This window comes from Veillonella sp. 3913 (assembly GCF_003992235.1).
In the GTDB taxonomy this organism is placed as follows: Bacteria; Bacillota; Negativicutes; order Veillonellales; family Veillonellaceae; genus F0422.
This window is the reverse complement of the sequence record NZ_RQVF01000005.1, coordinates 30,715-43,423: the sequence shown is the minus strand read 5'-3', so window position 1 is coordinate 43,423 and position 12,709 is coordinate 30,715. Positions and strand designations below refer to the sequence as shown.

At 40.2% G+C, this 12,709-nt stretch carries 11 protein-coding genes; 8 read left to right on the top strand and 3 right to left on the bottom strand.

What is annotated here, in order from left to right; genetic code table 11:
• Window positions 1-6 precede the first annotated feature (6 nt).
• Window positions 7-855: a metal ABC transporter permease gene (locus tag EO113_RS06495; RefSeq protein ID WP_127135856.1), complete on the top strand. Its 849-nt coding sequence runs from the start codon at window positions 7-9 to the stop codon at window positions 853-855.
• Entirely contained in the window at window positions 852-1,697 is an 846-nt protein-coding gene (locus EO113_RS06490) for a metal ABC transporter permease (protein WP_126940813.1), read from the top strand. Before EO113_RS06495 ends, EO113_RS06490 begins: the two co-directional genes overlap by 4 nt.
• A 195-nt stretch (window positions 1,698-1,892) precedes the next feature.
• Here the strand turns inward: EO113_RS06490 and EO113_RS06485 are convergent, their stop codons facing one another.
• On the bottom strand, window positions 1,893-3,977 hold the full coding sequence (locus EO113_RS06485; protein WP_009353181.1) for an OPT family oligopeptide transporter: 2,085 nt from the start codon (window positions 3,975-3,977) through the stop codon (window positions 1,893-1,895).
• Between the two features lie 194 nt (window positions 3,978-4,171).
• Between EO113_RS06485 and EO113_RS06480 the strand changes: the two genes are divergently transcribed.
• The gene (locus EO113_RS06480; RefSeq protein ID WP_127135855.1) at window positions 4,172-4,951 is read left to right on the top strand and encodes a PdaC/SigV domain-containing protein; all 780 of its coding nucleotides are present in this window, start codon (window positions 4,172-4,174) and stop codon (window positions 4,949-4,951) included.
• 156 nt (window positions 4,952-5,107) lie between these two features.
• Here the strand turns inward: EO113_RS06480 and EO113_RS06475 are convergent, their stop codons facing one another.
• Complete coding sequence (locus tag EO113_RS06475) at window positions 5,108-5,920, bottom strand: transglycosylase domain-containing protein (RefSeq protein ID WP_009353221.1); 813 nt, start codon at window positions 5,918-5,920, stop codon at window positions 5,108-5,110.
• Between the two features lie 366 nt (window positions 5,921-6,286).
• On the opposite strand from EO113_RS06475, the gene EO113_RS06470 reads away from it, so the two are divergent.
• Both EO113_RS06470 and argH read left to right on the top strand, forming a co-directional pair.
• Window positions 6,287-7,501 carry an argininosuccinate synthase gene (locus tag EO113_RS06470; RefSeq protein ID WP_127135854.1) on the top strand — a complete coding sequence of 405 codons (1,215 nt, stop codon included), beginning with the start codon at window positions 6,287-6,289 and terminating at the stop codon, window positions 7,499-7,501.
• Window positions 7,501-8,922 carry an argininosuccinate lyase gene (gene argH / locus EO113_RS06465; RefSeq protein WP_127135853.1) on the top strand — a complete coding sequence of 474 codons (1,422 nt, stop codon included), beginning with the start codon at window positions 7,501-7,503 and terminating at the stop codon, window positions 8,920-8,922. Before EO113_RS06470 ends, argH begins: the two co-directional genes overlap by 1 nt.
• 156 nt (window positions 8,923-9,078) lie before the next feature.
• Here the strand turns inward: argH and EO113_RS06460 are convergent, their stop codons facing one another.
• A complete protein-coding gene (locus tag EO113_RS06460) occupies window positions 9,079-10,137 on the bottom strand; it encodes a TIGR00341 family protein (RefSeq protein WP_127135852.1) in 1,059 nt (352 codons plus the stop codon).
• A gap of 329 nt (window positions 10,138-10,466) precedes the next feature.
• On the opposite strand from EO113_RS06460, the gene EO113_RS06455 reads away from it, so the two are divergent.
• The 3 genes from EO113_RS06455 to fetB are packed head-to-tail and all read left to right on the top strand — an operon-like array spanning window position 10,467 to window position 12,680.
• A complete protein-coding gene (locus EO113_RS06455; RefSeq protein ID WP_127135851.1) occupies window positions 10,467-11,222 on the top strand; it encodes an exodeoxyribonuclease III in 756 nt (251 codons plus the stop codon).
• 32 nt (window positions 11,223-11,254) lie between these two features.
• A complete protein-coding gene (locus EO113_RS06450) occupies window positions 11,255-11,920 on the top strand; it encodes an ATP-binding cassette domain-containing protein (protein WP_127135850.1) in 666 nt (221 codons plus the stop codon).
• Entirely contained in the window at window positions 11,907-12,680 is a 774-nt protein-coding gene (gene fetB, locus EO113_RS06445) for an iron export ABC transporter permease subunit FetB (RefSeq protein WP_127135849.1), read from the top strand. Before EO113_RS06450 ends, fetB begins: the two co-directional genes overlap by 14 nt.
• Window positions 12,681-12,709: the final 29 nt, after the last annotated feature.

The following is a 12,709-nucleotide window of genomic DNA, read 5'->3' as shown; positions in this document are numbered from 1 at the left end:
GGCACCATGGAATTATTACAACAATATACATTTCAAATCGTAGCACTGGGGACGGTGATGCTAGGCTTGGTATGTGGCGTCATAGGAACCTTTGCAGTATTGCGTCAAGAAAGCTTACTAGGCGATGGTGTAGCCCATTCCACACTACCTGGGGTAGTGGCAGGATTTCTTCTAACAGGAGTGAAAGACACCACAGTGCTATTACTAGGTGCGATTTGCACGGCCTGTTTATCAGAATGGATTATGTATAAAACATCCCAAAAAGGAGTTCGTTTTGATGCAGCCTTAGCCACGATTTTAGCGGCTTTCTTTGGATTTGGTACAGTGCTATTAACGCGAGTACAGTCTATGGAAAATGCTGGACAGGCAGGTCTGAATACGTTTATCTTTGGACAAGCTGTAACCATGATGCAAAGTGATATTTGGGTGATGGCCATTTGTGGAACTTGCATTGTAGGTGGGGTTATTATACTTTGGAAAGAGTTGAGTCTTACCGTATTTGACCCTATCGAAGCCCAGTTGATGGGTATCCCCGTGTCAAAGGTACGATTTTTTTATCGAGCGGCTCTCGTAGTGACTATTGTGATTGGCATACGGACGGTGGGCGTGATTTTAATTAGCTCCTTGCTGATTGGTCCAGCCATGATTGGTCGTCAATGGACTCATTCTTTGCGGATCTTGGTAATTATTGCTGCCATCTGTGGTAGTGTAGTCGCCTTTATGGGAACTTTTGTGAGTGCTCTATGGGGCAATCTTCCTACTGGCCCTATTATTATCATTGTTATGACTGGTATGATTTTATTAAGTTTAGTATTGGCTAATGGTAAACGCCTCATGAGGAGGTGTTTAGGATGAGCCATATCTTAGAAATATGGGGTATCGCCACAGTGACAGGCATCAGCTGTAGCCTCATAGGTACATTCTTGGTGTTGCGCCGTTTATCTATGATGGTGGATGCCATTACGCATACTGTTTTTTTAGGTATTGTATTAGCTTTTTTGGTGACAAAAGATTTGAACTCCCCTTGGCTCATCATTGGTGCTACTGCTATGGGAGTAGGGACGGTGTATGCAGTGGAATGGATGCAACGGCGTCGGTATATTCGACCAGATGCAGCTATCGGTATTGTGTTTCCCTTCTTATTTGCCTTAGCTATTGTGTTAGTTACCTTATTTGGTAAACACATACATCTCGATGTAGATACGGCGATTTTAGGCGATTTAGCCTTTGCCACATTTCAACGCTTCACCGTAGATGCCTATGACCTAGGACCTATGTTGTTATGGATTGCCATGTTGGTATGCCTTATCAATGCGGTATGTATTGCACTCTTTAAGAAAGAATTAATCCTTACCACCTTTGATCCTGTGTGTGCTAAGGTATATCAAGCGATGCCTATGGCAGTGTCCTATGGACTTATGACATTGACGTCCTTGACGACAGTAGCCTCCTTTCAAACTGTAGGGGCTATCTTGGTAACGGGTTGTATGATTGGTCCACCAGCAACTGCATTTATGCTAGCTCGTTCTGTGAAAGCCATGCTATTCATTAGTATGATAGTATCTACCGTAGCTACTACTATCGGTGTAGCATTAGCCTTTCTTTGGGATGTATCCATTGGTGGTATGATTGCCACAGTCATCGGATGTATCTATGGACTGGTGTGGATCTATAAATATGGTAGAAACAATGGATAATAGTAGCATTGTATATGCTAGAAAGAATACATAATGGTAGCATTGTATATGCTAGCATAATACAAATATAAAAGGACTGAAGTAAAATGATGCATTAGAATTTACTTCAGTCCTTTGTTATTTGTGTATTTCTTTAGCGGAATAAAAAGGCTGCAACCAAATGGTTACAGCCTCTTTTGTGATATGTGTAGTGTTTTATTTATTCATGTTTTCGATTGCTTCTGCTTCTGCTTTGTTGAATTTAGAAGCGATTACGATGCGAATTAAGCAAAGTGCAACGAAGATGTATGCTGCAAAGCCTAGCCATTCAGCTGTATCACCATAGGATTTTGCTTCAGTGAAAGCCAATTGAAGTGGAGCTTCGCTACCACCTGTACTTACGGAGAAGGCGATGATACCAGCGATGATAACGCCGATGATACTTTCACCAACGATCAAGCCAGAAGCGAACAATACGCCACGGCGGTTAGATTGTTCTACGTCAGCATCTGCATAAGCACCAGCACGTTCTTTCGCACGTTTTGTAATGTAACGATTTACGAAGTAACCGATGATGGCACCCATTACAAGAGGCATTTCCAAAGTTGGAGGTAAGTAGATACCCATACCAATTGCAAGTGGTGGTAATGTTAAGGATTTTGTTGTAGATTTTAAAATTAAGTTTACAACGATAGCTACGATACCTACTACGATGCCGTAGAAAATGTATGTCCAATCCATATTAGCATTGAAGATACCTTCTGCGATTTGACGCATCAAAGTAGCTTGTGGAGCGGATAATGCTTGAGCAGGATCCATTCCTTCACGAGGCATAGCGCCTGTGAAACCGTAGGCATGGTATAACAAGTCAAGTACTGGAGCAATCGCTACGGCACCAGCTAAGGAACCGATTAATAGAGCTACCTGTTGTTTCCAAGGTGTAGCACCTACTAATTGACCAGTTTTCAAGTCTTGTAAGTTATCGTTGGAAATTGCTGCAATGGAGATAACCACGGATGTCATGAAGATCGCCAAGGCAGTGGAGAATTTTACGCCTTCTGGAGTAGATAATAAGTCATTGGCAGAACCGATGGCAAATACTACTAGAGAAGATACGATGATACCGATGATACCGATACCAGAGATTGGACTTGCAGAAGTACCAATCAAACCAGCCATGTAACCACAAGCAGCAGCTACGAAGAAGCCGATTAACAATGCCACTACGATACCTGCAATCACTAATGTCCAAGCAAGACCTGCAGACATTGGAAGCGCAGACACGAAAGAGTAGAAGCAAATGATTAAGCCAATAATAATTAATGCAAATACAACGCCAATAGTAGATGGTTTCATATCTGTATCCATACGGTGTGTGTCGCGATATTCAGCGCTTGCCGTCATGGACTTAATAGATAATTTAATACCTTCAATAATTGGTTTGATCAATGTTAGCAATGTCCAAATCGCTGCCACACCGATAGTACCAGCACCGATAAAGCGGACTTTTGTTTTCCAAACTGTGCTAGAGAATTTGATAGCTTCCAAATTATCTGGGTTTGGTAGATGATTTGTTAAGTATGGTACGAAACCACCCCAAGCAATAATCATACCGATTAAGATAGCGATACCACTAGCAATACCAATTAGGAAACCTGCGCCTAATAAAGCAGAGGAGAAACCGAAAGGAATTTGTGTAGCACCAGCACCTACAGGGAACCAGAATGATTTAGATTCGCCTAAGACACGTAAACCTTGTGTAACAAAGCTGATGATACCAGCCAATGCGCCACCAGATACGATTTCTTTCATACCACCAGATTGTTTTACTGTTTCACCAGGAACACTGGAGCCTACTTTCAAGATTTCGGCAGCGGCACGACCTTCTGGATATGGTAAGTCGCTGTTCATAACCATAGCGCGGCGTAATGGAATGGTAAATAATACCCCAAGACAGCCACCGCAGGCGGATAATAACAATGTTTCCAATAAGTCAAAGTTTTGCCAATAACCAATCATCAATAGACCTGGCAATACGAAAATGACTGCAGATAAGGTACCAGCAGCAGATGCTTGTGTTTGTACCATGTTGTTTTCAAGAACATTGGAATCCTTGAAGAAGCGTAAGATTGCCATAGATATTACGGCAGCCGGAATGGAGGATGAGAACGTCAAACCTACTTTTAGCCCTAAGTATACGTTAGATGCAGTAAAGATTAATGTAATAATCGCACCTAGTAACATACCTCTGACTGTTAATTCCGGTAAGCTAATATCATGACTCATAAAATCATGCTTCATAGTTATACCTCCTTAAAATACACTACTATCTCATCCATTGTATCAGTATTCTCATAGACTTTCAATAAAAAATATAGTAAATATTGTATACATACGTCTTTTTGAGAGAATATAGTTAAAATATTCATATAAGGTTCATCTAGTTAGTGTATATATAAAGAAATAATTATTCCTATATCATAAGGAGACAGACTATGAAAAGAAAGATATTTGGCGCTCTATTCATGGCCGCTTGTTTACCGATGGCGTTACAGGCAGCAGATGTTACGGTGGTGAAAGAAACACCGATTGCTGTAGGTGAACGTATCTCTATAACAGCATCGCCAGAAACCAATCGCATCATCCGTGAGGAAACGATGAAAGCTAGACAAGATAAAAAACAAATCGTAGCACCAGCGGCAAAAGCGTTTACAGATCGTTTGCAAGTAACAGTCAAACCAGAGACAGTGAGAGAAAATCATATGGATTTGACATACCCACGAGTGCAATCTGTAAGTCCTTACGTGACGAAAGCAATAAATAAGACGATTACAGAGTATGTAGAAAAGCTTCGTAAGCAAGTCCAAAAGATGAATGAAAAAGCAGTAGATGGAGAAAAACAAAATCTGTATATGAGTTATGATGTTAAAGCAGATGGGAATGGTATTTTTTCTGTCACTATCACATCCTATACAATAGAAGACAATGCGTCTCATGGGGTAAACGTGGAAAAGGGATTTACTTTTAATACCACCACAGGCCGTACGCTGTCCTTAAATGACTTTGGTGGGCTTCCACAAGAGAAGATTACAGCAGGAATACAACAATTACCGAAAGATGGTAAAAAAGCTATCTATGCAGATGCCACAGTAGGCAAGCCAAATAGTTTCTTTGCCCGTGAAAATCATGAGATTGTATTGATTTATGACCAAGGGACTATTGCCCCTATGTCTAGTGGTAGCATTTATGTGCCAGTAGGAAACTTAGGGAAATAAGTTAAAAATCATAAGACCACGCTGCAACTGTTAAGTAGTCATGCCTAGTGGTATCAAATATAGAAAGTATATGTACAGCTAGAGATTGTAAAAAATAACTAGGAAATGAAATAGAGGAAAGTTGATAGGTTTTGTTCAACTTTCCTCTATTTTTATTTAGTGATTCTCTTGTTTCTTCGGAGCATCAAGTCTCTTATAATAGGCTTTATCGATATCTGCATAGGAGATAATCCCTTGTTGTGCCATTAAGGTTAATACTGTCCGTTGTCGTTGTTTTGTAGCATCTATGTTGCTTACTGGGTTAAAGTAGGACGGCGCTTGTGGAATGCCTGCGAGCACAGCAGCTTGACTTAAGTTAAGGTCCTTTGGTTCTGTCTTAAAGTATCCTTCAGAGGCTGCTTTAATACCATAGTAATCGGTACCATAATAAATGGTGTTAAGATACATAGTGATGATTTCATCTTTGCTGTAATAATGCTCCATCAAATAGGCAAGAAATACTTCTTCCACCTTACGAGACATGATACGCTTGGAGGATAAGAATAAATTTTTTACTAATTGTTGGGTAATGGTACTGCCACCTTCTACGGTTTGCCCAGCTATGGTATTCGTATATAAGGCGCGACCAATGCTAAAGAAATCTACCGCTCCATGCTCATAAAAACGTTTATCTTCCGTAGCCACTAAAGCTTGTTTTACTATAGGGCTAATGTCTTCGCTGCGAACGCGATGCTCTAGTGGCACCCGTTTATCCATGGCCTCCTCTACAGCTTCTTTAAAATGAAAGAGACGTTTGATGCGGTCGATTCTGGAAAGTTGATCTTCCCCTTGTTCAATGGTTTGTTCTTTTATCGTATGCGCTACATGTTGCGTAGTCGTTTTAGCATCCTCTGGGGTATACCCAGCGAACCAATATAAACCACCAGCAGCAATGGCAAGCACAAGAATGAGTTTAAAAAGTGTTTTCATGGGTTCATCATATCACATCTAGGGTGTATCAACAATAGGACTTATAGAATCTTATAATAAAGTGGTTTGTCCTTGTTATATACACGTAAGATATTTGTAATGTAACAGAGTAGTGATAACGTTGAGATTGTTAGAGTTATAGTATTTTTAGTAAAAAACAATAGACATTATGATTTAGCCCTTAGCAATTATGAAATGATAGGTTATAGGAAATGGCTATGGAATAGCAACATATAGATTAAAAATGTATACAAAAGAATTTTTATAAAAAATACTTGCATTATTATGCAAGTGGTTGTATAATACGTTCATAAGATAGAAACAGGTACTGCATAGCAGTCATTTACACAAAGAAAGAGGTTTATTATGAGCAACATTAACAAAGTAGTATTAGCCTACTCCGGCGGTTTAGACACATCTGTTATTATTCCTTGGTTAAAAGAAAACTATGGCGCAGAAGTCATTGCAGTATGCGTAAACTTAGGTCAACCAGAAGATTATGAGGCAGTAGAGAAAAAAGCCATCAAATCTGGTGCTACAAAAGCATACATTATTGATGCGCAAGAAGAATTTGTATCTGACTACATTTGGCCAGTGGTCAAAGCAGGTGCTGTATACGAAGGCAAATACCTATTAGGTACTTCTTTTGCAAGACCATTGATTGCTAAAAAATTAGTAGAAATTGCCGCACAGGAAGGTGCTGATGCCATTGCTCATGGTGCGACAGGTAAAGGGAATGACCAAGTTCGTTTTGAATTGACTATTAAAGCACTTTCACCGAATACAAAAATCATTGCTCCATGGCGTGAGTGGGAATTGAAATCCCGGGAAGATTGCATGGAATATGCAGCAAAACACGACATTCCAGTGGTGGCTACTAAAAAACACCCATACTCCATGGACCAAAATGTATGGCATTTATCTCATGAAGGTGGCGACTTAGAAGATCCTAAGAATGCACCTAAAAATGATGTATATTTAGTTAGCAAATCTCCAGAAGAAGCTCCAGATGTACCAACTATGGTGACCATTGACTTCAAAGAAGGTGTGCCAGTAGCAGTGAATGGTCAAGCCATGTCTCCACTTACCATCTTACAAACTTTAAATAAAATCGGCGCAGCTAATGGTATCGGTATCGTGGATATTGTAGAAAATCGGTTAGTAGGCATGAAATCTCGTGGTGTCTATGAAAATCCTGGTGGAGCTATCATCATGTATGCGCACAGAGAATTAGAATATCTTTGCCTAGACAGAGCCACATACCATTATAAAGAATTGGTGGCGAATAAATACGGGGAACTTGTGTATGATGGCATGTGGTTTGCCCCATTGATGAGCGCTTTACAAGCTTTCGTGGATAGCACACAACAAACAGTAACCGGTCAAGTTACATTGAAATTGTACAAAGGTAATATCATGAGTGCAGGCTCTACGTCTCCATATTCCTTGTACAACCAAGAATTTGTAACATTTGAAGAAGATGATGTATATAACCAAGCTGATGCAGAAGGTTTCATCAACTTATTCGGATTGCCTTTAACAATCAATGCATTAATGAAAGAGAAAGCAGGTTTAAAATAATGGCGAAACTTTGGGGCGGACGCTTTACCAAAGGGACGGATAAGGCAGTAGAGGACTTCACGTCCTCTATTTCCTTTGACTCCCGCATGTATAAAGAAGATATAGCAGGCAGTATTGCCCATGCCACAATGCTAGCAGAGCAACACATCATTTCTAAGGAAGATAAAAATGCTATCGTAGCAGGCTTACAGGCTATTGAACAACAGATTGATGCAGGAGATTTCGAGTTTTCTGTAGCATTAGAAGATATCCATATGAACATCGAAAAGCGTTTAACCGATGCCATCGGTGAGGCAGGCGGACGTCTCCATACAGGTCGTAGCCGTAATGACCAAGTAGCGGTGGACTTGCACATGTATATCCGTAAGGCCGTAGTCCACATGGGGGAAGAGCTTGTGAACTTGCAACAAGCTTTCTTAGAAGTGGCAGAGAAATACAAAGATGTGATTATCCCTGGTTACACCCATTTACAACGGGCGCAACCGGTGTTATTTAGCCACCACATGATGGCCTACTTTTCCATGATGAGTCGTGACTTTGATAATTTGCCTTTGATTTTTAAACATGCCAATGTGATGCCATTAGGGGCAGGCGCTTTGGCGGGTACGACGTATCCTATCGATCAAAATATCACGAAGGAATTGTTGCATTTCGATGCCATCTATGAAAATAGTATGGATGCTGTCAGCGACCGTGACTATGTACTAGAGTTCCTTAGCTTTGGGGCAAAAGTGATGATGCATTTAAGCCGTTTAAGCGAAGAATTAATCCTTTGGTCTAGCACAGAGTTTGGGTTCATCGAACTGGACGATGCTCATTGCACTGGTTCCAGCATTATGCCACAAAAGAAAAATCCAGATGTATGTGAACTCGTACGTGGTAAAACAGGTCGAATTTACGGTCATTTGATGGGGCTTCTTACAACCATGAAAGGTCTGCCAATGACGTACAACAAGGATATGCAAGAAGATAAAGAAGGCGTCTTCGATACGATAGATACTTTGCATTTCGCTATCTCGATTACGGCGGATATGTTACGCCACATGAAAGTCAATGGAGACCATACAAAAGCAGTGTTGGACGATGATTTCTCCAATGCTACGGATATGGCGGACTATTTGGCGAAAAAAGGTGTACCATTCCGGGAAGCCCATGCCATTGTAGGGGCAGCGGTACAACATTGCATTGAAAAAGGATGTGTGTTGTTGGATCTTTCAGTAGAAGATTTCAAAGCTATTTCACATCACTTTGAGGCGGATATTTTGGATGCCATTACCATCGAAGCTTGCGTAGCAGGTCGCAGTAACTACAGTGGTACAGCGCCAGAGTGCGTAGCACGTCAAATGCAGATTGGACAAACAATCGTGGCAGAAGAAGTGGCACAAATCCAACAATGGAAAGAAAAAATTCATTTACAATAAATAGGTTTGTAGCAATATTCATATTGTCTTCTCTCATTCGTATAAAAGTGGCATCTGTAAATGGTATATGGGGCGATTCTGGTTTAGCAAGACTATCGCAACTATGCAAAAAAGCAACGGCAAATCCGTTGCTTTTTTGAGATAAGTTCAATATCCTCAATCCTTGTCTTCTTCATTTTCTTTTACAATATTTTTTTGTGAATTTTTTTCAGAGAGTTTTTGATCGATATACTTATTAATATTTTCATAAAATTCTTTGGTTGTCTCACTATCCAATTTTGTCGAATTATGAATTTGATTAACTTGGTTGACTTTCAAATGAACAGATTGAATACCGTAAGAGGCTTGTTTTTGGCGGAGCGTTTCTAATTGTTCTTCTGAAAGCGGATTGCCAACAATCGTCAAGACCAATTCATTTTTGCTTGACTTGTAGACTTGACTAATGACCGTATGATTGGTGAACTCTTTTCCTACAAATTGTTTGATTCCTTCTTTTCGTGCCTGATCCATCGTTAGCGTGACTGCTGAATAGGTGGCTGGAAGAATTAATAATACAATCAAGGATATCAACCCAATTCTCATTTTAATGTTTAGCTCTTTAAAAGAGCGTAAGGGAGATTTTCTCATCAAAATTCTTGTTCCAACAATATTGGTTAGCATGATAAAGACACAGTTAATTAAAAAAAGATAGAGAGCGCCATATATAAATTGTACATTTCCATTAGCTAATCCATAGCCGGCAGTACAGATAGGTGGCATCAGAGCTGTTGCAATGGCTACTCCTGGCACGATATTGTTTGCTTCTTTTTTTCTTGAACCAATTACACCTGCTATTCCACCTGCAATAGCAATGAGAACATCCCAAATGGTTGGAGAGGTTCGTGCAATCAACTCGCTACTTGCATAAGATATGGGAGAAATCCAGAAATACAGAGCTGAGACAAGCAAACTGACCACTACTTGAGTCAATAAAACATTTAGAGATTGTTTGATCAAACGGGTATCAAAAATAGCTAACCCGAATCCCAGTCCAACAATCGGTGTCATAAGAGGGGAAATCAGCATGGCTCCAATAATAACAGCTGTTGAATTCATATTTAAACCTATAGAGGCAATAAAAATCGCACACATCAAAATTACTGTATCGCTTAATCGAACATGAAGATCATCATATAATTTATCACGGTATTCACGTGCTGAATAGTTTCCTGTCATGGGGTACTCCTTTTATTTCATATAATCTTGTTTCCACATGGATGGTGGTAGAGAGATTTCTGTCTAATCTTCCATGGTTTTAATTCATACCGATTATTCTTTTAAAAATTATCCTTTACGTATCTCTTAGGTCAGCCTTAACATTATATCAAAATTTTCGGTATTTCTCTAAAGAAATCCATTAATTTAACAGATAGAAAAAGTAAGAAATTTTTATTTTTCTAACAAAAACTTGCTGCCCTCATCTGATATATTTGGAAAGCGCATATCGAAAAAACGTGATATAATCAATATATATTTTTGTTACTAAATACTATGAGGTACTAACAATGAAATTAATCTCTTGGAATGTGAATGGCTTGCGTGCAGCCATGACTAAAGGATTTATGGATGCATTCGATGCATTAGATGCAGATATGTTCTGCTTACAAGAAACAAAATTGCAACCAGACCAAATTGAAATGGTCTTGCCGAACCATGAACAATATTGGAATAGTGCAGTGAAAAAGGGCTATAGCGGTACGGCTATTTTCACAAAAGAAAAGCCAATTTCCGTAGTGAATGGTATTGGCATTGAGGAACATGACCAAGAAGGACGTGTGATCACGGCGGAATATGAAAAGTTCTACTTAGTTACGTGCTATACACCGAATAGCCAACGTGAATTGGCTCGCTTGGAGTACCGCATGGAATGGGAAGTGGCATTCCGTGAGTATTTACTAGCATTAGATGCGAAAAAGCCAGTCATCCTTTGTGGTGACCTTAACGTAGCGCACCAAGAAATCGACTTGAAAAACCCGAAAACTAACCGTAAGAACGCTGGTTTCAGTGATGAAGAACGTGAAAAAATGACAGAACTGTTAGCAGCTGGATTTACAGATACATTCCGCTATTTATACCCTGATGCGGTAGATGCGTACAGCTGGTGGTCCTATATGGGCAAAGCTCGTGAACGGAACGTAGGATGGAGAATTGACTACTTCCTTGTATCGAATAGCATTGCTGATAAAATCCAAGAGGCGAAGATTCATGCGGATATCTTTGGTTCTGACCATTGCCCGGTGGAACTAGTTATTGATTTATAATTTCTATAATGAGCGTATAATGAGCGTGCACTATGTCAATATTACGTTTTGAACATACCTCTTTAGAGATTCATGGTCGTCCGATTTTACAAGATATTTCTTTTGAGGTTCAACAAGGTGAAAGTATTACCATTGTAGGTCCTTCTGGGAGCGGTAAGAGTACGATATTAAAATTGGCAAGTTCCTTGGTATCTCCTACGGGAGGTACGATTTTCTTTCATGGTAGACCTGTAGAAAGCTATGCACCGACGGAGTATCGCCAACGAGTAGCCTATTGTTTTCAGCAACCTTATTTATTCGGACAAACGGTGCGAGGGAATTTATCCTTTCCTTTTACTATGAGAGGTCGTTCTGTTGACGAAACAAGAATCAAAGACCTATTCGATTTGTTTCATATGGATCTACAGTTGTTAGAGAAGTCGAATACGGAGTTATCCGGTGGCGAAATGCAACGAATTTGCTTGATTCGTAGTTTGCTGTTTGCCCCTGAAGTGTTGCTATTAGATGAGGTGACGTCTGCTTTGGACACAGAAAATACGGAGTGGGTAGAACAAGGTCTTATGCAGTTGCATAAAGAAGGATTAACCTTGTTACAGGTGACCCATAATCTAGACCAAAGTGTTCGTATGGGGCAACGTCGTATCACTGTGAAAGATGGACATATTGCAGATTGTGAGGTGCTACATGGGGAGCTTTAATGCCTTATCTAATGAATCCTTAATGATGGCAACAGTGCTTATCGTCATGGCTGTCATCGTGTCCTATCAACAGCGGTTGCGATTGGAACTAGAAATATTGCACAGCGCTTTGCGAGCGGTAGTGCAACTAGTGGTGGTAGGCTATGTACTCCATTTCATCTTTGGTGCCGACCATCCGCTCTTTACGGGTGGCGTATTGCTTGTGATGCTGATTAGTGCTGCTATCAATGGAGGTAAACGAGGAGCTGGCATCAAACATGCTTCATGGATTGCAGGTGTCAGCATCGGTATTGGTGCTGTCCTTACGTTAGCAGTATTATTAAGTGCTAAGGTCTTATCCTTTACGCCCTATCAAATGATTCCTGTAGGAGGCATGGTTATGTCGGGGTCTATGGTGGCAGTAGGATTGTGTTTCCGCCAAATTATAACGAGCTTTAAGCGACGCCAACAAGAGATTCAGATTAAGTTAGCCTTGGGAGCTACGCCTATGCAGTCCTGTAAAGCCATCTTGCGAGAAGCTCTGATATTTAGCTTAGAACCGACCATCGATAGTGCGAAAACATTGGGCATTGTGGCCTTGCCAGGGATGATGACAGGCCTAATTTTGGCAGGCATGAGTCCTATGGAGGCCATCAAATACCAAATTATCGTCATTTTCATGACTTTTTCAACCGTATCCATTGCCATTGCCATAGCAGGATACTTGAGTTGTCGACAATTTTTTAATACCAAAGAACAGCTGATTCTATCTGATTCGTGATAGAATCAGCTTCTTTTTTACAAAAGTGT

Coding starts and splice junctions, on each gene's coding strand:
- EO113_RS06495 (WP_127135856.1), top strand. CDS start 7: ATGGAATTATTACAACAATATACATTTCAAATCGTAGCACTGGGGACG.
- EO113_RS06485 (WP_009353181.1), bottom strand. CDS start 3,977: ATGAAGCATGATTTTATGAGTCATGATATTAGCTTACCGGAATTAACA.
- EO113_RS06450 (WP_127135850.1), top strand. CDS start 11,255: ATGTCAATATTACGTTTTGAACATACCTCTTTAGAGATTCATGGTCGT.
- EO113_RS06460 (WP_127135852.1), bottom strand. CDS start 10,137: ATGACAGGAAACTATTCAGCACGTGAATACCGTGATAAATTATATGAT.
- fetB (WP_127135849.1), top strand. CDS start 11,907: ATGGGGAGCTTTAATGCCTTATCTAATGAATCCTTAATGATGGCAACA.
- EO113_RS06470 (WP_127135854.1), top strand. CDS start 6,287: ATGAGCAACATTAACAAAGTAGTATTAGCCTACTCCGGCGGTTTAGAC.
- EO113_RS06475 (WP_009353221.1), bottom strand. CDS start 5,920: ATGAAAACACTTTTTAAACTCATTCTTGTGCTTGCCATTGCTGCTGGT.
- EO113_RS06455 (WP_127135851.1), top strand. CDS start 10,467: ATGAAATTAATCTCTTGGAATGTGAATGGCTTGCGTGCAGCCATGACT.
- EO113_RS06490 (WP_126940813.1), top strand. CDS start 852: ATGAGCCATATCTTAGAAATATGGGGTATCGCCACAGTGACAGGCATC.
- EO113_RS06480 (WP_127135855.1), top strand. CDS start 4,172: ATGAAAAGAAAGATATTTGGCGCTCTATTCATGGCCGCTTGTTTACCG.
- argH (WP_127135853.1), top strand. CDS start 7,501: ATGGCGAAACTTTGGGGCGGACGCTTTACCAAAGGGACGGATAAGGCA.